Origin of the sequence: Rhizobium sp. BK661 (genome assembly GCF_024808825.1) — a bacterium.
Classification (GTDB): Bacteria; Pseudomonadota; Alphaproteobacteria; order Rhizobiales; family Rhizobiaceae; genus Rhizobium.
Genome location: NZ_JANTYT010000002.1, coordinates 419434 through 444583, shown reverse-complemented (window position 1 = coordinate 444583; position 25150 = coordinate 419434). Strand labels below are relative to the sequence as shown.

13 protein-coding genes and 1 pseudogene are annotated in these 25150 nt (G+C 59.2%); 4 read left to right on the top strand and 10 right to left on the bottom strand.

Annotated features, from left to right (window positions below; translation table 11 throughout):
* Window positions 1-21: 21 nt before the first annotated feature.
* The gene (locus tag FHX16_RS08425; RefSeq protein WP_183864376.1) at window positions 22-1686 is read left to right on the top strand and encodes a heparinase II/III family protein; all 1665 of its coding nucleotides are present in this window, start codon (window positions 22-24) and stop codon (window positions 1684-1686) included.
* A 95-nt stretch (window positions 1687-1781) separates the two neighbouring features.
* A complete protein-coding gene (purH, locus tag FHX16_RS08420) occupies window positions 1782-3398 on the top strand; it encodes a bifunctional phosphoribosylaminoimidazolecarboxamide formyltransferase/IMP cyclohydrolase (protein ID WP_183864375.1) in 1617 nt (538 codons plus the stop codon).
* A gap of 15 nt (window positions 3399-3413) precedes the next feature.
* Here purH and FHX16_RS08415 read toward each other — a convergent pair whose 3' ends face one another.
* Both FHX16_RS08415 and FHX16_RS08410 read right to left on the bottom strand, forming a co-directional pair.
* The gene (locus tag FHX16_RS08415; protein ID WP_183864374.1) at window positions 3414-4799 is read right to left on the bottom strand and encodes an MFS transporter; all 1386 of its coding nucleotides are present in this window, start codon (window positions 4797-4799) and stop codon (window positions 3414-3416) included.
* A gap of 30 nt (window positions 4800-4829) precedes the next feature.
* Window positions 4830-9605 carry an NAD-glutamate dehydrogenase gene (locus FHX16_RS08410; protein WP_259126948.1) on the bottom strand — a complete coding sequence of 1592 codons (4776 nt, stop codon included), beginning with the start codon at window positions 9603-9605 and terminating at the stop codon, window positions 4830-4832.
* 253 nt (window positions 9606-9858) lie between these two features.
* Here FHX16_RS08410 and pdxY point away from each other — a divergent pair, with 253 nt between their 5' ends.
* Both pdxY and FHX16_RS08400 read left to right on the top strand, forming a co-directional pair.
* Entirely contained in the window at window positions 9859-10734 is an 876-nt protein-coding gene (gene pdxY, locus FHX16_RS08405) for a pyridoxal kinase PdxY (RefSeq protein WP_183864430.1), read from the top strand.
* A gap of 56 nt (window positions 10735-10790) precedes the next feature.
* Window positions 10791-11432: a carbonic anhydrase gene (locus FHX16_RS08400; RefSeq protein ID WP_016556826.1), complete on the top strand. Its 642-nt coding sequence runs from the start codon at window positions 10791-10793 to the stop codon at window positions 11430-11432.
* Between the two features lie 56 nt (window positions 11433-11488).
* Here the strand turns inward: FHX16_RS08400 and FHX16_RS08395 are convergent, their stop codons facing one another.
* The 8 genes and pseudogenes from FHX16_RS08395 to FHX16_RS08360 all read right to left on the bottom strand — a co-directional run bounded on the left by FHX16_RS08395 (window position 11489) and on the right by FHX16_RS08360 (window position 25036).
* Window positions 11489-12307, bottom strand: coding sequence for a lytic transglycosylase domain-containing protein (locus FHX16_RS08395; protein ID WP_114714200.1), 819 nt, complete (start codon window positions 12305-12307; stop codon window positions 11489-11491).
* A gap of 173 nt (window positions 12308-12480) precedes the next feature.
* Window positions 12481-13515, bottom strand: coding sequence for an aspartate-semialdehyde dehydrogenase (locus FHX16_RS08390; protein WP_183754936.1), 1035 nt, complete (start codon window positions 13513-13515; stop codon window positions 12481-12483).
* Between the two features lie 113 nt (window positions 13516-13628).
* A pseudogene (locus tag FHX16_RS08385) lies at window positions 13629-13814 on the bottom strand (hypothetical protein); the annotation flags it as partial.
* Window positions 13815-13869: 55 nt separating this feature from the next.
* A complete protein-coding gene (locus tag FHX16_RS08380; RefSeq protein ID WP_183864372.1) occupies window positions 13870-15090 on the bottom strand; it encodes an OpgC family protein in 1221 nt (406 codons plus the stop codon).
* A gap of 99 nt (window positions 15091-15189) precedes the next feature.
* A complete protein-coding gene (locus tag FHX16_RS08375) occupies window positions 15190-23709 on the bottom strand; it encodes a GH36-type glycosyl hydrolase domain-containing protein (protein WP_259126946.1) in 8520 nt (2839 codons plus the stop codon).
* Window positions 23710-24069: 360 nt separating this feature from the next.
* The gene (locus FHX16_RS08370) at window positions 24070-24234 is read right to left on the bottom strand and encodes a DUF1328 domain-containing protein (protein WP_016556821.1); all 165 of its coding nucleotides are present in this window, start codon (window positions 24232-24234) and stop codon (window positions 24070-24072) included.
* A gap of 318 nt (window positions 24235-24552) precedes the next feature.
* Window positions 24553-24717 carry a hypothetical protein gene (locus tag FHX16_RS08365; protein ID WP_016556820.1) on the bottom strand — a complete coding sequence of 55 codons (165 nt, stop codon included), beginning with the start codon at window positions 24715-24717 and terminating at the stop codon, window positions 24553-24555.
* 124 nt (window positions 24718-24841) lie between these two features.
* Complete coding sequence (locus tag FHX16_RS08360; protein ID WP_183754942.1) at window positions 24842-25036, bottom strand: hypothetical protein; 195 nt, start codon at window positions 25034-25036, stop codon at window positions 24842-24844.
* Between the last annotated feature and the right edge of the window lie 114 nt (window positions 25037-25150).

Sequence of the window (25150 nt, the reverse complement as noted above, 5' to 3'; positions counted from 1 at the left end):
GCGGGTCAATAGACAATAAACATGTGGTCCGGGTTCTCGACTCTTTACGTGGGAGAGGCTTGGCGGCGCACGCTGTGCCGCGGAGCAATCCTGCGGCTGCGTCTCTTCCGCCATACCGTTCACGCCCCGGAGCGGTTGATCGTCGCTCCCACCGACCTGCGCGCGGTCGATCCGCATGTGGCCGACGAGATTTTGAACGGTCGCTTCCCGCTCGCCGGTCGGCTCCTCGAAACCGGTGGCAAGTCGCCCTTCAATTTCAGTCTCCCATCCCGATCATTCGCCCTGCGGCTTCATAGTTTTGGCTGGCTCCGCCACATGCGGACCAAGAAGAGCGACCTGCATTCGAGCGTTGCCCGGTCCATCGTCAACAATTGGCTGTCGCTGCATGGCGGCCGCATCGAAGGTATCGCCTGGGAGATCGATGTTACCGCGCAGCGTGTTATTTCCTGGCTCTCGCATTCGCCTGTCGTTCTCCATAACGCCGATCGCGGCTTCTATCGCCGCTTCCTGCGCTCGCTAGCCTTCCAAGTGCGATTTCTGCGCCGCATGGCAAAGTACGCGCCACCCGGCGAGGTTCGCTTTCGATTGCGCATTGCCCTTGCAATGGCCTCTATTGCCATGCCGACGCGCGCAGGTGCCCTTCGGCGCGCTGCTGATGCACTGGACCAGGAGTTCGACAGCCAGATTCTACCGGATGGCGGGCATGTCTCGCGCAATCCGCGCGTCGGCCTGGAATTGCTCTTGGATCTTCTTCCGCTCCGGCAAACCTATGTCAATCTCGGGCATGATTTGCCGCAGAAGCTGATTTCCGGCATCGATCGCATGTACCCAGCGCTGCGGTTTTTCCGGCACCAGGATGGCGACCTTGCGCTTTTTAACGGCGCAACGTCGACGCTCGCGACGGAATTGATGTCGTTGCTTCGGTACGACGAGACTGCGGGTGATCCCTTCAAGGCGATGCCCCATTCACGTTATCAACGGTTAGCCTCAGGTAGAACGGTGGTCATTGCTGATACAGGATTGCCGCCGGCCGGCAGTCTGTCGCGCACGGCGCATGCGGGTTGCCTGTCGTTTGAGATGTCGTCCGGACGTCACCGCTTTATCGTCAATTCCGGATCGCCGAAGTTTGCCGGCAAGCGCTACGTGCAGATCGCTCGAACGACGGCTGCGCATAGCACGGTGACCGTCAACGACACTTCTTCCAGCCGTTTTGCGTCCTCCGACTTCGTCGCAAACGTTATCACTGACGGCGTGAAAAGCCTGAATGTGGATCGCGTGCTCGCCGATGACGGCCGCGACGTGATCAAGGCAAGCCATGACGGCTACCTCAACGCCTTCGGTGTTCTGCATGAGCGAGAGCTGACCCTGAACGCCACGGGATTGATCGTTACGGGCTGTGATCGGTTGGTTGCGCCGGAAGGCAAGGTCGATGAGGCCGTGCGTGCGGTGGCGCGCTTCCATGCTCACCCATCCATCAATCTGAAGCAGTTCGACAAAGAGTCGGTGATGATGACGGCGCCCGATGGAGAAACATGGCTGTTCTCGTCGCCCGGCAACGAGATCGTCATCGGCGAGGACGTTTTCTTTGCGGATGCTTCGGGCATTTGCGGTTCCGACCAGATCGAGATCGCCTTCTCCTATCCCGAGCGGCCGGAAATACGCTGGTTTTTATCGCGCAAGGGCTAGCGAGTGTTTCCGCGGCGGCAAAGCTGTGCTAACGCGGCGCCATCATCCGCTTATCCCTCGCCGGATATCTCCCGAAGACCAAACGGAGAAGCCTCATGGCCGTTGTTTCCAAGAAAATCCCCGCACCCGACAAGGTCGCAGTCAAGACCGCGTTGCTTTCGGTATCGGACAAGACCGGTATCGTCGAACTCGCGCGTGCGCTCGCCGACAAGGGCGTTCGCCTCCTGTCGACCGGCGGCACTCACAAGACAATTGCGGCGGCCGGTCTTACGGTGACCGATGTTTCCGAGGTCACGGGTTTTCCAGAGATCATGGATGGTCGCGTGAAGACCCTGCACCCGAAAGTGCATGGTGGGCTGCTCGCCATTCGGGACGATGCTGAACATCAGGCGGCAATGAAGGCGCATGGCATCGAGGGTATCGACCTGGTGGTCGTCAACCTCTATCCGTTCGAGGATGTTCGCGCTGCCGGCGGCGACTATGCGACGACTGTCGAGAATATCGATATTGGCGGCCCCGCGATGATCCGCGCATCGGCCAAGAACCATGCCTACGTGACGATCCTGACCGATCCGGCGGACTATCCTGAGTTGCTCGAGCAACTGGCTTCGGACGCCGGTCAGACCAGCTATCCGTTACGCCAGCGGATGGCCGCCAAGGCGTTCGCGCGCACGGCAGCTTATGATGCCATGATTTCCAACTGGTTTTCCGAAGCTCTTTCGATCGACACACCGCGTCATCGCGTCATTGGCGGCGTGCTCAAGGAAGAAATGCGTTATGGCGAAAATCCGCATCAGAAGGCGGCATTCTATGTGACGGGCGAGCGTCGCCCCGGTGTTGCCACCGCGTCGCTGCTGCAGGGCAAACAGCTTTCCTACAACAACATCAACGACACCGATGCGGCTTATGAACTCGTCGCCGAGTTCCTGCCCGAAAAGGCAGCAGCCTGCGCGATCATCAAGCACGCAAACCCCTGTGGCGTGGCGACCGGCACCAACCTGCTGGAAGCCTACAAGCGCGCGCTTGCCTGCGATTCCGTTTCGGCTTTTGGCGGTATCATCGCGCTCAACCAGACGCTCGATGCGGAAACGGCGGAAGAGATTATCAAGCTCTTCACCGAAGTTATCATCGCACCCGACGTCACCGAGGAAGCGAAAGCCATCGTTGCACGCAAGGCAAATCTTCGTCTCCTGACTGCAGGTGGCCTTCCGGATCCGCGCTCAGCCGGCCTGACGGCGAAAACCGTCTCCGGCGGCCTGCTTGTGCAGAGCCGAGACAACGGCATGGCCGAGGATCTGGAGCTCAAGGTGGTTACCAAGCGTGCGCCGACCCCGCAGGAACTCGAAGACATGAAATTTGCCTTCAAGGTAGCCAAGCATGTCAAATCGAACGCCGTGGTTTATGCCAAGGATGGACAGACGGCCGGCATTGGCGCAGGGCAGATGAGCCGCGTCGATTCTGCCCGTATCGCTGGCCTGAAGGCCGAGGAGGCAGCCAGGGCTCTCGGGCTTGCAGAGCCGCTGACACGCGGTTCGGCAGTGGCGTCTGAGGCCTTCCTGCCCTTCGCCGACGGCTTGCTGTCCATGATCGCCGCTGGTGCAACGGCAGTGATCCAGCCCGGTGGATCCATGCGCGACCAGGAAGTGATCGATGCTGCAAATGAGCACAACGTCGCGATGGTCTTCACCGGCATGCGGCACTTCCGCCACTAAACCCGTGGGCTGCCGTTACGCCCTGTCCGCTGGATAGGGCGTACGGAAAAGCAGGACCAGTCCTGCAGCGAGGAAGATTACCAGTGTTGCCATTCCCAAGCGCGACGAACCGGTCGCATAGGTTACGGCGGAAAAGAACAGCGTCGCCAGAAAGCTCGTAGCGCGCCCTGACAGCGCGTAGATGCCAAAATAGCGACCGGCCTCGCTCAGGCTTACGCTGCGCGCGAGATAGGACCGCGAGGACGCCTGCACCGGGCCGAAGGCAAGACCGATCAGCAGACCGTAGGCAATGTATGCCTTCTCCGCTGCCGTACCGAAGAGGCCGCCGGAATCGGCGGTTGGCAGCTTCAGCAAACCAAAGAGAGTGTATCCAGGCCCGGTCGACACTATCCCGATAGTGGCGATCAGCAACATTGTCAGGCTGATAACGATCGTCGACTTAGAGCCTATACGCCGATCAACGCGACCGGCAATGATGCAGCCGAAGATCGCAACGACGTTGAGTATGATTCCGTAGATCCCGATCTCAATCGTCGCCCAGCCGAACATTCCGGCAGCAAAAGCGCCGCCGAGGATCAGCAGCCCGTTGACGCCATCCTGATAGATCATCCGGGCGATGAGGAAGCGAACAATGCCACGGCGATGCTTGAGTTCGGCAAGTGTACTCTTCAACTCGGTAAAGCCGGCTCGCACCGCAGCGCCAAACGGAAGGCCCTTGCTGATGTCAGGTGTGAAAAAGAACATCGGCAGAATGAAGATCAGATACCAGACAGCCGAGATCGGCCCAGTGATACGGGCATCTTCGCCCTGGTGCGGATCGAGACCGAACAACGGATCGAGACCAAGAATTGTTTTGCCGGATTCGAGATTGCCGGCGAGCAGGACCACGACGGCGATAAGAACAATCATCCCGCCGAGATAGCCGAGGCCCCAGGCCGTATTGGATAGTTTGCCGACCTCGTCTTTGCTGACGAGCCGAGGCATCATGGAATCATTGAAGACGATCGAGAACTCGGCCGCGATCGAGGCCAGGATCATGAAGATTATTGGGTAGATCAACGGTGAGCCGGGCGCTGCAAACCAAAGGCCGAAGAGGCTCGCAATCTTGATCACCGCGAAAAACGCGATCCAGGGCTTTCGGGCGCCGGACTGATCGGCGATGGAGCCGAGGATTGGCGACAAAATGGCGATGATCACCGAAGAGATCGTCGCCATGTTGCTCCACATTGCCTGGGCGGAGACCGGATCGGCAGTCAGGCGCGACACGAAGTAGGGACCGAAGATGAAGGTCGTTACAACAGTGAAGAATGGCTGGGCTGCCCAGTCAAAGAGCATCCAGCCCCAGATGCCCTTCTCCGATGCCCTAGCCGGCTGCGTTCCCGTCCAGTCGATGCGATTCACAGTCCGCTCCTGATTCCGAGCGGAACTGTCTCACCTAGCCCCGTCGCGCGCAAGATCGGTCAACAGACCAGCCGCCACGGTGATACGGGCAAGGTTCGGGTCGCCGCTGTCGCTCAACCCCGACAGTTCCTCCGCTATCCGGTTGATCCTGATGCGATCGCCTGCATGCCAAGCTTGGACCGGAAGCTTGTCCTTACCGTGGTTGGCAAGTGCCGAAATGACGATATCGCGTCGCGCGCTTGCGATCTGGTCGATGCTGCGGGCCAGCGCCAGGTTTTCATAGTGGTCAGCCGTGATGATCCGTGAGCCGGCGGCAAGCAAGCGCCCGATCCGGAAGGTCTGGGAGACAGCAAAATAGCTTTCCGCGGCACGCGCCAGCGGTTCGCCCGTGCGGGCAGCGATTTGCATGATCTCAGGTACGAGGGCAAAGCCGAGCAGCCCCGAGATCTCGGCGGCCAACTTATCCGGCACACCGGCGTCACGATACTCCTGCTGCCGCGCTTCGAGCTCCGGCACCGTCTGGTTGGCGAAAATCGGCTTGAGCTTCTTGAGGGCAGTCTGAAGTCCCTCGACAGTTGCGGATATATCGCCCTTGGTCATCTGAGTCTTCAGGAGCAGGCGGGTCAGCACCGTGAACGTATGACTGATTTCCTCGTAGATGCGGTTCTGCATCTGGCCGGAAATCTTGCCATCCAATGCGTCTGTCTCCGCCCAGAGTCGGCTGAGGTCAAACCCATCGCGGGCGATTATCGCGGCCCGAACAACCTCAGGCGCGGATGCCGCCGTCGCATCCGTCATGCTGATGGCAAAGCTTGGGCCGCCGCGGTTGATGGCCTCGTTTGCCAACACTGTCGCAATGATCTCGCGCCGTAGACGGTGGGTATCGATATCCGACGCGTTCGTCTTGCGCATCTTTGCGGGGAAGTAGTTCGAAAGTGTTGCCGCGAAATAGGGATCGTCCGGCAGATCGCTGGCAGCCAATGCGTCGAACAGCACGATCTTCGCATAGGACAGCAGAACGCCGATTTCGGGTCGGGTGAGCGGCTTGCCAGCGGTATAGCGTTCCGCGAGGACCGTGTCGTCGGGAAGGGTCTCCACCTTCCGGTTCAGCTGCTTTGCGCCTTCGAGCACTGTCATGAGCCGAGCAAGTTCCAGCCCGTTGGCAGTGCCCTTGCGCTCGGTCAGCGATATCGCGAGAGACTGCAAATAGTTGTTCCGCAGCACGAGCCTGCCGACCTCGTCCGTCATGGAAGAAAGAAGCTGATCGCGCTTTGACCGAGTCAGGCGACCGTCGTGCATTGCTGCTGCGAGAGCAATCTTGATATTGACCTCGACGTCGGACGTGTTGACGCCGGCCGAATTGTCGATTGCGTCGGAATTGCAGCGCCCGCCTCGCATTCCATAGGCGATACGACCTTTCTGTGTGACACCAAGGTTTGCGCCTTCGCCGATCACCTTGGCGCGCACGTCTTCGGCAACAACGCGAATTGGGTCGTTGGCACGATCGCCGACTTCAGCATCGGTTTCCGACGGCGCCTTAACGTAGGTGCCGATGCCACCGAACCAAAGCAGGTCGACCGGGCTCTTCAAGATGGCCGTCATGATCTCGAACGGCGTTGCTACGGCCTTGTCGATGCCAATCGCAGCCACCGCTTCCGGCGTCAGAGTGACGGACTTTGCCGAGCGCGAAATAATCATCGCACCTTTCGAAAGGACGCTCTTGTCGAAATCCTGCCAGCTCGACCGTGCCAGGTTGAAGAGTCGCTGCCTTTCGGCAAGCGTCTTCGCCATATCTGGATCGGGATCGATGACGATGTCGCGATGGTCGAAGGCCGCAATCAGCCGGATTTTGGGCGACAACAGCATGCCGTTGCCGAAGACGTCGCCCGACATGTCGCCGACGCCGGCGACCGTGAACGGCGCGGTCTGGATGTCGATGTCCATTTCGCGGAAGTGGCGCTTTACCGTTTCCCAGGCGCCGCGAGCGGTGATCCCCATCTTCTTGTGGTCATAGCCAGCCGATCCGCCCGAGGCGAAGGCATCATCGAGCCAGAAGCCCGCTTCCTGAGCAAGCGCGTTGGCGGTGTCCGAGAAAGTCGCAGTTCCCTTGTCGGCTGCCACGACGAAGTAGGGGTCGTCGCCGTCGAGCCTCACCGTATCCATTGGCGGCACGATATCGGGGCCACTGATGTTGTCAGTAATGGACAGCAACGTGCGGATATAGGTCTTGTAAGCCTCGCGGCCGGCATTGAAGACTTCGTCGCGGCTGCCGCCAGCCGGCAGTTTCTTCGGGTAGAAGCCGCCTTTGGCGCCGACCGGTACAATGACGGCGTTCTTGACCTGCTGTGCCTTCACCAGGCCGAGTACTTCGGTCCGGTAATCTTCGGCACGGTCCGACCAACGCAAGCCGCCACGCGCCACCTTGCCGAAGCGCAGATGGACACCTTCGACTTCGACGCCGTAGACGAACATCTCGCGGAATGGTCGCGGTTCAGGGAGTCCGTCGACCAGATGCGGATCCAGCTTGAAGGCCAGCATCGCCTTCGGCGAGCCGTCCGCATTGCGTTGGAAGTAATTTGTCCTCAAGGTGGCGTCCACTACGTTGACGTAACGGCGAAGGATGCGATCATCATCGAGGCTCGGCACATCGGAGAGAGCCGCCTCGATCCTCTGATGATGCTCGGCCGCCTTCTTGATCCGTACCTTCTCGGAGATCTTGGGATCGAGCGCGTCGTAGAACAGCCGGAATATCATTGCCGCGATGACCGGATACTTGTCCAGCGTCGTAGCGATGTAATCCAGCGAGTAGGGAATGCCCGCCTGACGCAGGTAGCGCGCATAGGCGCGAAGTACGCTGGTTTCGCGTGCAGTCAATCCGGCCGAAACGATGAGCCGGTTGAAGTTGTCGTTGTCGATGACGCCGCTGAATGCAGCTAGGAATGCTTCTTCCAGCATTTCGCCATGACGGTGAAGGTCGATTTGTATGCCCCCCCGCGGCTCCAGTTCCATATCATGCAACACAACCAGCGTTTCCGCGCCGCCGTGGAGGGTTACGTCGATGTCGAATGTTCCCTCACTAATGACGTTGAAGCCGAGGTTTTCAAGCAGCGGTACGCGGCGGGACAGGGCAAGTTGGCCGCCGGAATGGAAGATCTTCAGGCAAAGCAGCTCAACGCCGTCTTTTTCCCGCGTGTAGAACGCGATGCGGATCGGCTCCCCGGCCGCGCAGGCGGCGATATCCTCGAGATCGTAAAAGGTTTCTTCCGGCGGGAAGAGATCCTGGAAGGCGTGGCTTACGTGCAACTGAGGGGCCTTCGGCCCGGCTAGGGCTTCGAACCGATCATCCCACCGCGCGGTGATGGCGCGAATGGCTTCTTCCAGCTTTGCCTGCGGTACGCGAGGGGTCTTGCCTCCGGACCGGCCGATGATGAAGTGGACGCGTGCGACACCACCCTCCGGGAAAGCCGGATAGTAGGCCGAGACACGGCCATCGTAGACGGTCTTCAGATAGGTCCCGATCTTCTCACGCACGATCGAGTCATACTCTTCGCGTGGGACGTAAACGATCACCGATACAAATCGGTCGAAATGGTCTATGCGCGGCAGGACTCGGACACGCGGCCGATCGGCAAGATCGTTGATCTGCTCGGCGAAGCCGGCCAGAAGCGGTGTGTCGATCTGGAAGAGGTCGTCGCGCGGATAAGATTCCAGCGTGTTATCGAGCATACGGCCCGAGTGGCTCATTGGGTCGAAGCCGAAATGTTCCTTCACTCGCTCGATCTTGGAGCGGAGCAGCGGGATATCGCTTGCAAGCGACGTGTAGGCAGTCGAGGTGAACAGACCGACAATACGCAGTTCGCCCGTCACATTGCCGTCGGCGTCGAAGCGCTTGACCCCCACATAGTCCATGTAGGCGCGGCGATGGACGATCGACTTCACATTGGCCTTGGTCACGATCAGGAAGTCCGGGCCATCCAGGAATGCCAGGATTTCCGGGGTCGTCGTCACCGCATCCTTGCCGGTGCGCAGAACGAGAACGTCGGGGTTCGACAGGATGCCAAGACCCGTGCCCTTGTCGCGTTCGACCTTCGCGCTCGCGCCCTTGCCGGAGTAGACATACTCCCGCATGCCGAGGAAGGTGAAATTTGCGTCGCGGAGCCAGGTCAGGAAGGCAAGCGCTTCGTCCCGTTCAGTCTTCCGCCGGCTGGCATTGTAGGCGGAAAGCTCATCGATCACCGTTCCAAGCTTATCCAGCATGGGTCTCCAGTCGGATACCGTTACCCGCACTTGCTCGACCACCGTTTTCACTCGCTTGACAAGCTCAGCGGCCTGGGCCGCTGTCAGGGGCGCAAGATGTAGCTGGATGTGACTGACGCGATTGGCCGGCTCGCTCGGGAGATCAGCGGAGTAAAGTTCGGGAGCCTTGCCGGGCTCCATCACCAGGATCGGATGCACGGCCATGTAAAGGTCGCGATAGCTGCTGGTAACCTCGCCCATCACCGATTCATACAGGAACGGCATGTTGCGGTCGGTCACCGAGAGAATGGATACCGCAACACCGCCCGGCTCCACGTCGGCAATCGTATCGATGGTGATACGTGCCGAGTTGCTGCCCCAGGCAGCCAGTTCCTTGGCCGAATGAACGGCGGAAAGCGCCAACATCTCCGGTGTGTATTGCTCCAGGTCATCGCCGCTGGCACGCCCAAAGAGGATATCAGGATCGAGATAGGTTTCCCCGGTTGCAGCCGCGATTTTGGTCGCGCTTTCAAGCTGTTTTTCTCGTTTCGGATTGTTTCGACCAGCCATCGCAGATACTCCCTCATCTCCTCGATTTGGCGCAAAGTAGCAGAAGATTTGACGAAAGAATCTCTAAATGAGCGCTTTCTGAGGCAGCTTTCATGCGTTTTTGGCCACCGCAACGCAAATTTTCGAAAGATTTTGCTTCGTCGTAGATATGTGGAAATTTCCCGAGCCGACGTTTTCATGTCTCTATGAAGAGCGGTTGACAGTGAAGCAGCAAAAAGGGGATCAACGGGTGTCGAAAGCTGAGTGGAGCATCATGTCGGAAAGTGCTGCAGGAACTGTCATCGTCATCTCCAGCCATGTTGTGCGTGGTTCTGTCGGAAATCGCGCGGCGGTCTTTGCGCTGGAGACCCTCGGCCACCAGGTCTGGGCGCTGCCGACGATCGTGCTCCCCTGGCATCCCGGCCATGGTCGGTCAACGCGGCTGACATTTACCGAAGCAGATTTTGACGCGGCGATTGAGGATCTCATCCGCGCGCCGTGGATCGGCGAAGTGAAGGCCGTTCTTTCGGGCTATTTCGGCAATGCGGCGCAGGCACGCTCGGTTGCCCGGCTCGTGACTGCTTTGCGCGAACGAAAGCCTGAATTGTTTTATGTCTGCGATCCGGTGATGGGGGACCTGGGTGGGCTCTATGTGCCGCAGGCAACGGCGGAGGCGATCAGGGATCATCTGATACCCCTCGCGTCGCTTGCGACGCCCAATCGCTATGAGCTTGCTTGGCTCGTTGGCGCCTCGCTGGATGACAATACGGCGATCATGGATGCCGCGCTGTCGCTGGGGCCGTCTCGCATGCTGGTAACGTCAGCCGTGCCGATGATGGCAGGCGGCACGGGGAACCTCTATCTTTCGGGGCGCCACGCGCTGTTGGCGGAACATCGCCTTATCGACAAGCCGCCGAATGGTCTTGGCGATCTCCTTGCGGCCCTGTTTCTATCGCGGCTTCTCTCCGGCATGGAGGACGAAAAGGCGCTCCAGCTTGCAACGGCAAGCGTCTATGAGGTGCTTGCTCGCGCTGTGAAGCGGGGCAGCGATGAACTGACGCTTGCGAGCGACTCCTCGAGCCTGACAACGCCGATGGCAATGGTTCAGATGAGGCGCCTGCTGCATCCGGCCCAAAGGCGCAAGGGCTAGCGGCTATCGTGCGGTGCGATATTGATCTTGTATTGCGCAGGCTGTAATCGAAGATCATGCAGCATTTTCCAAGCACCCTTCTAGACGGTTATCGCAACTTTATGAACGGGCGTTATGCGGACGCCCGTGATCGCTATCGGACACTAGCGGAGCACGGGCAGAACCCCAGTACGCTTGTGGTAGCCTGCTCGGATTCCCGTGCTGCGCCCGAACTGATTTTCGACGCCGGCCCGGGCGAACTTTTCGTCGTCCGGAATGTCGCCAACATGGTGCCGCCCTATGAGCCGGATGGGCATTTCCACTCGACGTCTGCCGCGCTGGAATTTGCGGTTCAGGCCCTGAAGGTTACAGATATCGTCGTCATGGGCCACGGCCGTTGTGGTGGCATTAGGGCGGCTCTGGACCCGAGCGCTGAACCTCTTTCTCCCGGTGACTTTATTGGACGCTGGATGTCGCTCGTGAAGCCTGCGGCAGAACAGATCGGCGCCAACGACGTGATGACTGCCGCCGAGCGTCAAACTGCACTCGAGCGAGTATCGATCCGCAATTCGATTGAGAATCTCAGGACATTCCCGAACATCAAGGCCTTGGAAGAGGCCGGTGAGATCGCGCTTCATGGAGCATGGTTCGACATTTCGACCGGTGAACTGTGGGTGATGGATGCCGAAACCCGCGACTTCATTCGACCGGATGTCTAAGCCCAAATAAAAAGCGCCGAACTTCAGTTCGGCGCTCGTGGCTCAGTGTTGGATTCTCAGTTTCCGTCGATCTGCTGGCCGATGTAGGCAATGGCCTGCTGATAGACCGTCGCGGCATTCCAGCCGGCGATCGCTGCAAAGTTGGGTTCGCCGGGCTGATAGCCGGCGCCGGCCTGCCAACCATGGCCCTTCAGGAAATTAGCCGTCGAGGCCAGCGCATCCGCGCGCGAGCCGACCATGTCGACGCGACCGTCGCCGTCGCCATCGGCGCCGAAGCGCACGACATTGCGTGGCAGAAACTGCGTCTGGCCAATCTCGCCGTGCGCGGCGCCTCGCGCCTGCGGGCTGAGGTAGCCTTCCGAGACGAGTTGAAGCGCTGCGTAAAGCTGATCGGTGAAATAATCAGAGCGCCGGCAATCGTAAGCAAGTGTCGATACGGCCGACATGGTGTGCTGGTTGCCCATGTAGCTGCCGAAGCCGGTCTCCATGCCCCAGATCGCGATCAGCGGGCCAGCGGGAACACCATATCGGCGTTCGATCGATGCAAAGAGCGCAGCATTGGCACGCTTCATACCCTTACCACGGGAAATGATCGTTGCACCGCCGCGCTTCTGCATGAAAGCGTCGAAGGAAAGCTTGAAGCTCTTCTGGCCGCGGTCTGCGGCGATGGTCGGTCTGTTATAGGAAACGTTCGCAAAAGCGCGATCAAGAACCGACGGGCTCACGCCGTTCGCAGCAGCCTCTTGCTTGAACTCGCCAACCCAGGCGTCGAAGCCGGCACCGTTATTGCCGCACTGGGCGGCTGTGGCCGCTGCCGGAACTGCGTGGAGAGTACAGGCCGCCGCAGCTGCCAGCAAAAATTTCGTCATGCGCATGGAGATACCCCGATCCCGATCTGACTAGCCTTCAAACCGGGCCAGCTGCCCGCTTCCGGCAATATTGTCACCGTCTTTGAATTGGCAAGCGCGGGAGGCCGAAAACGGCAAACCCGCGCCCAGCAAGCCCTACCTTAATAAGCGGGACTTAACAAATCACAGTTAACAGTTGGTTAGGCTGCCTTCTTGCGTGGCTTCACAAGTCCGCGATTGATGAGAAGCTCGGCGATCTGGATCGCGTTGAGCGCAGCCCCCTTGCGAAGGTTGTCGGAAACCACCCACATGTTCAGGCCGTTCTCGACCGTCGCATCTTCGCGGATGCGCGAGATGTAGGTCGCGTCTTCTCCGGCAGACTCGTATGGCGTGATGTAGCCACCGTTCTCGCGCTTGTCGATGACGAGGCAGCCCGGAGCTTCGCGCAGGATATCGCGTGCCTGATCGGCAGTGATTTCGTTCTCGAACTCGATGTTGACCGACTCGGAGTGGCCAATGAAGACCGGAACGCGAACTGCCGTGCAGGTCACCTTGATCTTCGGATCGAGCATCTTCTTGGTTTCGGCGAGAACCTTCCACTCTTCCTTCGTGTAGCCGTCTTCCATGAAGCTATCGATGTGCGGAATGACGTTGAAGGCAATACGCTTCGTGAACTTCTTGTTCTCGATCGGATCCGCTACGAAGACGGCGCGGGTCTGGTTGAACAGCTCGTCCATACCATCCTTGCCGGCGCCGGAAACCGATTGATAGGTCGAAACAACGACGCGCTTGATCTTGGCGAAGTCGTGCAGCGGCTTGAGAGCAACGACGAGCTGTGCAGTCGAGCAATTCGGGTTGGCGATGATATTGCGCTTGGTGAACTGGGTAACGGCGTCCGGGTTCACTTCCGGAACGATCAGCGGTACGTCCGCGTCGTAGCGCCATGCCGAGGAGTTGTCGATGACAACGCAACCCTGTGCGCCGATCTTGGGAGACCACTTCTTGGAGACCTCGCCGCCTGCCGACATCAGGCAGATATCGGTGTCGGAGAAATCGTAATTCTCGAGATTTGCGACCTTCAGCGTCTTGTCGCCGTAGGACACTTCCGTGCCCTGCGAGCGCGCGGACGCAAGTGCTACGACTTCATCGGCAGGGAAACCGCGCTCGGAGAGGATGTTGAGCATTTCCCGACCGACATTTCCGGTCGCTCCCGCAACTGCAACTTTAAAACCCATTTCTCAAGCTCTCTTTCTCTTCTCTCCTCTTGTCCGGTGAGGGGGGAAGCGCGAAAACATCGCGTCTTCCTTGTCCCCAGCCGAGCCGGGGAGAGAGCGGCAGGCCAGAGACGTTAGACGGTTTTCGTCGTCGTTTTGGCCTTGGTTTTGGAAGAAACCGGAACGGCAATATCCATCCCGGCACTAAGTGCCCGGTCATTGCATGCAGCAATGGCGTGTTCGTGGCGAACCATGGATATTCCTTTTCCGCCGTTGCTCTTAAAAGGTTTTCCACAGGAGTCAAGGTTTTTGCAATTGGAGTACGCAGCAGGATAGCGGGCTGGGAGCGTCGAACCGCCGAAAGCGTCTCGCCTCCTAACGCCGATCCCTAGAACGATCGACGTGCGCGGGAACCGGAACGAAACCTCGGTCGGGCAACCGCCTGTGGCTCCCGGCCTCCAATTTCCGCTTACGCTCAAGATGATAGGCATAGGCAAACTGGACAGCGATGCCGATCACCACAAAGATCGGGCCGACGATGCGATCGTGGTTGTTGATGTAGAGCACCACCTGACCCACCATCGCCAAAATCGTGCCGGCGACAAAAATGCTGAGCGAATGGCGACCAAGAATGGTCAGCGGGTTGTCCGTGGACCTGCGAAGCAAGCGCGAGATCGCTGGAATATTGAGGACGAGATAGGTGAGTGCCAGGACGTGCAGCAGCCTCGGCAGCGACAGGAATGTTTTGTCGAAGCCCGTCAGCACCGGCGGCAACCCGAACGACGCCAGCGCAATTCCGAAACTCCAGAGTTGACCGACAACCCAGGCAAAGGACAAGGTGACATAGGCGGCCGCAAGTCCAAAGAGAACGGGATGTTGCGGCAGTTTGCCGCCGCGGCGCACATGCATCATTCCGACAATGCCGATGGTGAAGAGGAATTGCCAGGACAACGGGTTAAGGAACCAATAGCCCTCAATCAGCATGTTGTGAGGAGCAATTTCGTAGACGCCGGCAACCAGCCATACGGCGCCCGAAACGGCAAGCGCAAGGAGCGGGCTTACGGCATTGAGCAACAGTATGACCGGCACCATCAACATCAGTGCGCCATACATCGGGAGAATATTGTTGTAGCCGATCTGGTGCCCAAGCAGTAGCAGCGAGGGAATGCCGGCCTTCAGATTGGTGAGAACGGCAAGGATGTTGATCTCACACAGAAGCCCAGGCCGATGGAAGATCCAAGCGCCGGTCAGAAAAAGAGCCAGCGTCATGAACGTCGTAATCATGTGAGCCAGGTAAAGTGTAAACGATCGCTTCGTGGCCTTCATCGCCGTCTGCCACCAGGTGGCCGGTTGAAAGCGCGATCCATAGGCCAGGCCGACCGCAATCCCCGAGATTAGGACGAAGCCTTCGGCTGCATCGGAAAATCCAAAATTCTTGGTTGTGAGATTCTCAAAAATCTGCCCTGGGACATGATTGATAAAAATCGTGATGAGCGCGAGGCCGCGCAGAACGTCCAATCTGGTGTCACGTTTCGGCGTCGCTACCGACACAGAAATTTGCTTGGCGCTGATCTTTCCTTCAAGCGCTACGGCCATGGACTTCTCCTGCTTTACGATTTGCAAACGCAGTTGCGGCCAAAAGGGTTCCCTTTTGGCCGCAACGAATCGCCGGATGATTAGCGTGGAAGAATGCTGTTATCCGACCGGATATCCCTCACCGGGATCGGTGACTTCGCGTCCGTTGATGGTCACATCGTAGCCCCTTGGTTGGGACGATTTTGAGACCGAAATGAGATATTTAGCACCTAAATGTTCGATCTCCGCAGAGAAGCCATCCCAAGTGCTCGGCAAGGCCGGACGCACATGCAAGCGGCTGTCCTTTATCCGGATACCGAGGATCCCCTCGGTCACCGCACGGTAGAGCCAGCCTGCGGAGCCGGTATACCATGTCCAGCCGCCGCGTCCTGTGAGGGAGCCTTCGCCGTAGACGTCAGCGGCAATGATGTAAGGTTCGACGCGGTAGCGTTCTGCCGAGGCCGGATCCCGCGCATGGCTGATCGGATTGAGGAGTTCAAAGCAACGCAAGGCCTCATCGCCGCGGCCAAGCTCGGCCAGAGCCATCACCACCCAGGTCGCGGCATGGGTGTATTGGCCGCCGTTTTCACGAACACCTGGCGGATAGGCTTTGATATAGCCGGGGTCCTTAGCCGAGTTAGCAAAGGGCGGGGTGAAGAGCCGGATGATCCGCGCTTCAGGATCGACCAGCTTGTCCAGCACTGAGTTCATTGCCTTTGCTGCGTGCGCCGGATCTCCCTCCCCGGAGAGCACGCTCCAGGATTGGGCAATCGAATCGATCTGGCACTCCAGGCTCTCCTTTGAGCCAAGGAGGCTGCCGTCGTCAAAGGTACCACGCCGGTAATAGCTGCCATCCCAGGCAACGGTTTCAAGCGCAGCCTTGAGCTCGGTGAGGTGCCTTGTCCACCGCTCGACACGTGCCGTGTCGCCGCGCTCTTGGGCATAGGCAGTGAAGGAGCGCAGCGCGCCGGCCAGGAACCAGCCGAGCCAGACACTCGTACCCTGTCCGCCGATGCCGACGCGGTTCATGCCGTCGTTCCAGTCCCCGCCGAGGAACAGCGGCAGACCGTTCTTGCCCTTCCGGGCGATGGCAAGATCAAGCGCGATGGCGGCATGTTCGTAAACGCTGACGGTGTCGTCGGACACCTCAGGCAAATAGAACGAGTCATGCTGGCCCTCGAGAAGTGCCGGACCTTCCAGGAAGGCGAGCTGTTCGTCGAGGACGCTCTTGTCGCCCGTAACGCTGCAGTAGTGGTGAATCGCATAGGCGAGCCAGACAACGTCGTCCGAAATGAGCGTTCGGACGCCTGCGCCGGTACCGGGCAGCCACCAGTGCTGCACATCTCCCTCGCGGAATTGTCGCGAGGCGGCGTTCAGGATCTGCTTCCGGGCGATCGACGGCTCGTGCACAATGAAAGCCAGCGTATCCTGGAGCTGATCGCGGAAACCAAAGGCACCGCTGGCCTGATAGAAGGCCGTGCGCGCCATGATGCGGCAACCGAGGCTCTGGTAAGGTAACCAGGTGTTGATCAGGTTGTTCATGCTCTGATCAGGCGTGGAAACCTGCAGCTTTCCAGTGAAATGCTGCCAGAAGCCGCGATTTGCCTGGACTACGTCGTCGAAGGCGACCTTGCGGATATCGTTGATTACCGCGCTCGCCTCGGCCCTCGTCTTGGTTTCGCCGAGGAAGAAGCAGACATCCCGCTCCTCGCCCGGCGCGATCTCGATATCGATCGCTAGCACCGCTGCCGGATCGCCGTCGAGCTCGGTGGCGCCGGAAAGGAGGGCGGCAGAGCTCACAGCGTGCGGTGCCTGGATCGTGCCTGTCTTGCCGATGAATTCCCGACGGCTGGCGGTAAAGCTCGACGGCTTTTCGCTCGCCACAAAGAAGGCGGTGCGACCGGAGTAGTCGATGCTGTAGTTGTTGCTGGCAAACAGCGCACCCGTCTCCGCGTCGTGCTCCGAGAGGATGAACGGCGCCGACTTTTGTGCATTGTTGCCGAGAATCCACTCGACATAGCCGTAGAGCCGCAGCTTCCTCGGCTTGGTGCCAGTGTTGCGTAGCCGGATTCTCTGAAGCTTGACCGGTTTTTCCCGATCGACGGTTTGCGTGACCTCAAGCGCGATTTCATTCTGGACGCTCGAGAATACGGAATAGCCCAGGCCATGCCGTGCTTCGAAGCGAATATCCTGCCGTTCCGAGAGGCTCGCAAACGGTGTCAAAACCGCTCCACTCTCGCGATCGACAACGTAGATCGCCTCACCCGGCCGGTTTATGACCGCGTCATTCGACCACGACGTCAGCTGATAATCGCGCGAGTTTACACTCCACGTGAACCCTGCGCCTTCTGCAGATACATGGAAGCCGAATTTTTCATTCGAGATCACATTGATCCAAGGCTGAGGCGTCGCGTGGCCACCGGGAAGACGCACGACATACTCGCGACCATCGACAGCGAAGCCGCCGATGCCGTTCCAGAAATTGAGATCGCCTTGCTCCTCGATTACGACCTTTGACGGACGTGGGGCGGGCGTCGGCGCAGCCCGCTTGACGGGCGCCTTTGCCCGATCGGCACGCTCCAGTTCCTGCTGTTCTTCCTTGGACGGAGCAAACAACGCGACGGCACGGTTGATCTGGTCAAGAATCTTGCCGTTCTTGGCGTGGAAGGTGACACGCGAGGCGGAGATGAGGGCGTGATACGTCGCTTCTTCCATCAAGTCCTTGCGCACCGTGAAGATATGCTGACGCAAACCATCGGCCTGGCCCATGCGGCGGACGTTTTCGGCCATCTGGTCGACGGCATGCTGCATGTCCTGGGCATAAGACGATGCACGTTCGTTCATGATGACCAGATCGGCAGTGACGCCGCGCGAGCGTAGGTATTCTTGCGCAAGCAGGGCTTCCCTGACGACGTCGAGGTCCATGTCGTCGGTGACGCGCAGCGTGAAGATCGGGAAGTCGCCCGAAATCGCGAGCGGCCAAAGCGATGACTGCGATTGCATGCCGGCTGCGACTGCGGCGGCATCGGCGCGCAGGTGCATGTCCGGATATACAAGGTGACGGCCAAGATGCTGAAAGGCCGCGGCCTGCTGCGATGTCACGCCGACATGGCGCATCTGCACCTGCGTGCGGGTCCATGCCTGGACCAGTTCGTGGTTGAAGGCGTCAGCATGCCGATAGCGATTGACTGCCTGGTCAACCTCGTTGCGGCTCGGCGCAGCAATGGTCCAGAAGATAACGCTGACCTTCTTGCCGGGGGGCACACGGACCGTACGGCGAAGCGAGAGAACCGGATCGAGGGTGAAGCCATCCGTGCCGGAAAGGGTCGCACCCGGGTCGAAGGCGGCAGCATTCGCGAGGCTGCGACCGCGGCCGAGGAACTTGCGGCGGTCCGTTTCGAACTCAGTCTCGCGCGTCGAGCCGGAGGTGTCGACGATAAGGTGAGCAACGGCCATGTTCGGCTCGTTCGGATCGCGCTTGTTGCGCTCGACGCGGATAACGTCACCGCGCTTTCCGACCTCCGTCTTGACGAACATGCGCGCGAATGCCGGATGGGCGTTGTCGACGTCGTCCGTCGCGAGAACGGGCTCGAGATAGGAGGTCACTTCGATAAATCGATCCTCCGTCCCGGAATTGACAAGGGTCAGGCGCCGCGCTTCGGCGTCATGCTCGGTGGCGACAATGCATTCGACTTCGCTCGTGATGTCGCCGACCGTCTTGGTGAACTCCGCCTTTTCGTCGGCGAAGAGAACCTTGACCTCTTCGCCTTCGACACTCTTCGGCTCCGTGGTTGCCGACCACCATTCGTTGGTCGCCGTATCGCGAAGGAAGAGGAAGGTGCCCCAGCGATCCTCGGTCGGATCAGCTTTCCAACGGGCGACCGATTGGCCGTTCCACCGCGAATAGCCGGCGCCTGTCGCGGTCAGCATCAACGAGTAGTGGCCGTTCGAGAGGAAGACCAGCTCGCGATCACGCGACGCGGGATCATAGATTTTGCGTAGTTCAGGGCGCAACAGATCGTCCTGAATGCTAGCGGGGGTGTCGGATTCGTGTTTGCCGCTCATGACCGGAATATCCCGCGGTGCCTTCTCTTGGAGAAGGAGCTCGGCAGCTTCGATCACTGGATCCGAGTGGAAGAGTTCGCGCAGGTGACCATTGAAGGCGACGTTCGCGACTGCAGCGATCGACATGCCATGGTGGTGAGCATAGTAGTTATAGACGACCGCGCAAGTCTTGCCTTCCGGCACGCGGGTCGGCGTAAAGTCGACGGCGTCGTGGTAGCCGAACTTGCCGAGCGCGCCGAGCTTGCGCAGGCGCTGTAGGTTTTCAAGTGCCGCGTCAGGGTCGTACTGGCTGGCAAGGATCGAAGCATACGGCGCGATGACCGCGTTGTGGCCGAGGCCGCGCTTCAGACCGAGCGATGGGACGCCGAAATTCGTGTACTGGTAGTTGAGGTTATGGTCGCGCGCATTGAAGGCCGCTTCCGAAATACCCCACGGGATGCCCAGCTTGCGGGCATGATTCATCTGCTCCACAACAACGAGATTATTGGTCTGGTTGAGGATGCCTCCGCCACGCTCCTGCATGACGAGCGGGGGCATGAGGTATTCGAACATCGAACCGGACCAGGAGACAAGCGCGCCGCGCGAGCCAACCGGAACGACCTGGCGGCCGAGACGGTACCAATGCTCCGTGGGCAGATCGCCCTTCGCGATGCCGAACAAGCTGGTGAGGCGGCATTCCGACGCCAGCAGGTCGTAGCAGGCCTGATCCAGCTCGGCGCTTTCGACGCGATAGCCGATCGAAAGCAGGCGACGCTCAGGTCGGAACAAGAAGCCGAAGTCCATCGAGAAGGCGAGGTCGCGGGCCTTGTCGCGCAGCGCAATCAGGCGAGGCCGTAGCGCGTCGATGTTGGACAGATCGAAGGTGCTGTCGGAGATATGGGCTTCGCAGACCTTAACCAGCGATTCCGCCCAGCGCGTGACTTCCGCGCTCAACGGGGACTTCACCTCATGGTCGAGGTTAGCGGCAAGTTTCTGAATGTCGCGCGCCAGGACGGCGAGGTTGATGATGCGGATCGATGCGAATTCATGTTCGCGTTTGACCGCGGCTAGCGCATTCTGGAAGCCGATGATGCGTTCCTCGAGGCGGCGGCGCAGCGGACGAACTGTCTTGCGATCATCCGGCAGCTCCGACAGCCCCTCGGCAAGAATACCCGCCGTATCGCCGACGCCGTCGAGGTTGCCCTGCATGTGGGCCGACGGCGCTTCTGCCCAGTCGCGGCAGGCGGACGAAATCGCGATCAAGTGGCCGGCAAGGTTGCCGCTGTCCACCGCTGAAACGTAACGCGGTCCGAGCGTCTGGAGCGTATCGGTGTGATACCAGTTGAAGAGATGGCCGCGGAATTTTTCCATCTTGTCGATCGTTGCGATGGTCTGCTCAAGCCGTTCGATCGTTTCTTCGAAGGAGAACCATCCGAATTGGCGGCCGGATACAACGGACAGCAGGTAGACGCCGATGTTCGTCGGAGACGTGCGTGTGGCCACAATCACATGCGGCGTTTCCTGGACGTTGTCCGGGGGCAAATAATTCTGCTCGGCGGTCGTAAACGTCTCGAAATACCGCCAAGTGCGGCGGGCGATCTTGCGAAGCTCGGTGGAGACAGATTCCGCAACTTCAAGTCGGTCTTCGGTCTCGGCCGACTGGCTGACATAGTAGGCGACCAACGGCGAGAGGATCCACAGGCAAGCGAAAGGGACGCCGACGAGATATGCATTGTCACCGGAGAGCGCCGCGAAGCCGAGCGCAAACAAGGCCAATACTGGTGCGTGCCACATGGCCCGGTAGTAAGACAGGATCGTTCCCTGCTTGCCCGCTTGGACGCTCGCCGCCGTGCGCCACTGCAGCATCAGCCTGTGGCTGAAAAACAGGCGATAGAGCGAGCGGCCGATAGCGTCGGCCATCATGCATGCGGAATCGGCGATGAAGATGATCCGCAAGGCGACTTGGGCATTGGCCGCACGAATGTCGGACCAAACGGTATAAAGGTGAGCGCTTGCGACCACATCGCTGCTGCGCGGAATGATGCCGTGAATAAGCGACAGGGTCGGGGCGACAAAGAGGCAGAAAATCAAGAGAATCTGCCACACGAGCGCGCCAAGCGGGCTCATGAAGTACCAGCCGAGCACGGAGGCGAAAAACCAGGCGATGGGCGTCAGCGAGCGGCGTAAATTGTCAAACATCTTCCAACGGCCGAGCCCGGTCACACCATGCTTCGGGTTGAACATATACGGCAGCAGCTGCCAGTCGCCACGCGCCCAGCGATGCTGACGCGAGGTTTCGACTTCATAGCGGATCGGGAAATCTTCAACCAGTTCCAGGTCGGTGACGAGCGCGCAGCGCGCCATCGAGCCTTCGAGGAGGTCGTGGCTGAGCACCGAGTTTTCGTCAATTCGCCCTTTCAGAGATGCCTCGAAGGCATCCACCTGGTAGAGCCCCTTGCCGGTGAAGGTGCCCTCGCCCGCAAGGTCCTGATAGACGTCGGACACGGTGAAGACGTAGGGATCAAGGCCGCGGTTGATCGAGAAGACGCGTTGGAAGACCGACGCGTCCTTGCCTGTCGTCAGCGACGGGGTGACACGTGGCTGCAGCACGCCATAGCCGCTTTCGACCCGCCCTGTAGCCTGATTGATGACGGGACGGTTGATCGGATGGTAGAGCTTGCCGGCGAGCTTCGTGACCGTGTCACGCATAAGGCGCGTGTCGGCATCGAGCGTCATCACGTACTGAATGTTTGCCGGCACGACATTGGCGCCCGGAAGGTAGGTCGTATCGCGATCACCGCGAAGCAGAAGGTTCAGTTCGTGCAGCTTGCCACGTTTGCGCTCCCAGCCCATCCAAGCGCCCTCGGACGGATTGTAGAGCCTGCGGCGATGCAAGAGGTAAAAGCGCGTCTTGCCATCAAAGGCATAGCGCGCTGAGAGGTTCGCGACCTCGCGACGGGCATAGTCTAGAACTTCGAGGTCGGCCGGCGTTTCCTCGACCTGGCTGTCCGGCCAGTCGCTGAGCAGCGCGAAGTAGATCTCGCCGCGGGGGTTGGCGAGGTAGTGTACCTCGAGATTGCGGACCAGCTCGTCAACACTGTCACGGTTCGAGATCAAGCACGGAACGACCAGAAGCGTACGGGCCTCCTCGGGGATGCCCTCCTTGAATTCGTAACCGACCAGTCGAGCCGGCGTCACGAAAAACGACAGCACGGTGTTGAAGAGGCCGGTCGCACCTTCGGAGGCCGGAAGCGAGAACATGATCAGCAGGATCGCGATCTCAAGTGGACCCATGCCCGCATTGGCCATGAACCTCCCGACGATCGCCATCGCGATGATGGTCAGAAGGATCACGGGAACGGCGATTGAGAGCCAGTTAAACCGACGAACGGTTCGAACAAAATGCTGCGTCAGAGTCGGGCGATAGTTTGACCGCGCTTCCAGCTTGGGTCTTTGCACGCCGGTCAGGAAACCGCCGACATTTGGTTCACGCTGCTGCGGTTCGTCGGAGGCCTTGGCCTCCTCGGTCATATCGAGCGCCAGCTGGGCGATCTCCATTTCCGACAGCGGCGAGCGCTTGGCAAGCTTTTCGATCTGCTTGCGGTATTTGTTGCGAGAGCCTGAATCGAGATCGCCATAATCGGAATGATCCCAAAGCAGCTTGTCGACGTGGCTGACCTGCTCCACCCAGACGGACCATTCGGTGTCGTCGATCTCGCGAAGACTGCGAATGATGTTGCCCATCGTGACGTTGCCGGAGGACAGGCGGCTGTGCTCCGCCATTGTCGTTTCTTCGGTATCGCGCCCGAGTGCCTCAAGGCGTTCGTCGAGCCAGGCGATCGCCACGCTGGACGCCTGAGAGCCGTCACGCATGCGGTAGAGGAACTGCGTCGCGAAGGTGTTGTCTTCCGCAAGCGATTCCAGCGACCTGAGATATTCGGCAGCCTTCGTCGGGTCCGTCAGCCGCACGAGCTCATCCGCAGCCTCATTGGCGCGTCGGCGCATCCGGCGGCTGCGTTCGACACGGATAGAGATGCGGCGCAGGTTCTCCACGAGAACGTAGCGGACCAGTGACGGCAGCGCCCAAAGCTCACCGATCTTCAGTGTCTCGCTCTGCTGAAATCCATCGACGAGGGCTGTGAGGCTTTCCTGCGAGATTGTGCTGTGGGTGTGGGCCACATAGAGCCATGCAAGCGCGAGCGTGCGCGGCACTTGTACGCCGTTGACGTCAAGCGTCGGCAGCTCTCGGTAGAAGCGACGCGGGAAATCGCGACGCACTTCCTGGATTGCTTCCTCGACAATGTAGTGGTTGTCGAGCAGCCACTCCGCCGCCGGAGTGATGGTTTCACCGGATTCCACGTCTGTTGCCGTGGTGCGGTAGACCCGCAGGATCTCCTTTTCGTTCTCCTTGTGCCGCGCGAAAAAATCGAAGGGCGCAAAAGCCGGCAGCGAGTCTATGCCGCGGGCAGCGACAGAGGCGCCTATGGCCTTGATATCTTGGATGGAAAGGTAAGTTGAGCGGATCGAGTCGTTATGATCGATCTGCTTCGTTTCGGGCTCGCGGGACGGGTTCGGAGACGTGGCGGAAATGTTCATGGGTTCGGTTCTGGATCCAAACAAAATTATGATGATTTTGCGTTGCCTTTTGCACTGCCGAATATGACTGCCGCATGAACAGCACCGGGGTTTCTAGATCCCGGACAGCAAGATCGGAACGGTAATCAACCAACGATGCGAAACGGTTTAAACGCGGACCTGTGTGGGCGACGCGCGACACGGCTCCGTTGTGCCCTCCACCCTTTTGGAGCCATTCCGGGAAAGTTGGACACCATTGCGATAATTCAAGTCAAGATGTTTCAAAGGAGGCATTTCGGCCGCACGTGGGATCGCACCTACCGACAAAAGGAAACCGGCGCTTGGGCAAGCGCCGGCTTTCACTTTGTAGATAGGTTTTCGTCAGGTGCGTCGCATGAGGCGCATGACCACAGACACGACGAACAGAATCAGGAACAGGAAGAAAAGAACCTGAGCGATCGAGGCGGAAGCGCCGGCAATGCCGCCAAAGCCCAATACGCCGGCGATCAGCGCCACAACGAGAAATACGAGTGCATAATAAAGCATGGCGATCTCCTTGTCTTAGCTGATGGAGTTAACGGGAGGTCGCTCTATTGGTTCCGTCAAAGCTACAAGACCGCCCCAGCCAAAAGAAAAGGCGCGCCCGTGACGCGCCTTGCCATAACCGCTAATCGATCGCAATTTTAGAATGCGTGGAAGAGGTAGAGCAGAATAATTACCGGGATCGGAATGCCGATCAACCAGAGTAAAATGCCTTTCATCGTCATTCTCCCTTTTCACAATGTCTGTGCGGAGAGAATGAGCAGCTAAGCGGATAGTTCCGCAGCGGCAGCCTTCAAGTGCCACTACGATATATTCTCTGGCTTAGCCTACGACGCCAAAGACGAGAGCTGCGACGAAAACAAATGCCGCCGTGACAAGCGTTGCGTTAATAGCAAGTTGGATCTTGCTGCGGGTCGTGCCCGGCTTCTTGGTTTGGACGGAACCATACTGATTCACATGAGCATGCGAGATACCCAGGTCTGCCATGTGTTGCCTCCGTTTCTCCGTGTTCTTTTTTGTTAGAGCGTTTTCGTATTTTCTCTATCTGATAGGTAGAGATAAAATTCTGTCCTGCTAGGGGGTGTTAAAAAATCCGCCCCTTTGGGTGGAATTAGACAAGAATCCGCCAGGCCCAGAGCAAGGAGCGGTCATCTTCCACCGCTTGGCGCGGGCTTCCTTTGGGTTCCGGTTTTTCGAGGAGCCGCCGGTCTTTCTCCGCCGGAATCGAGGTCGAAGCTGCAGCTTTTCTATCGGTCTTGGCCGGTGGGTGCAGATATCCCATGGTCATGCCGCCGAGAAAAAACATGCTTGATCTCCATGATCACGAAAATTAACGGGCGTTAACGGGATCATGACAGAAGTAAGGCGGGTGTCAATAGTCTAGTTGAATGGTCGTGTTTTAGCGGATCGTTAAGGCTAA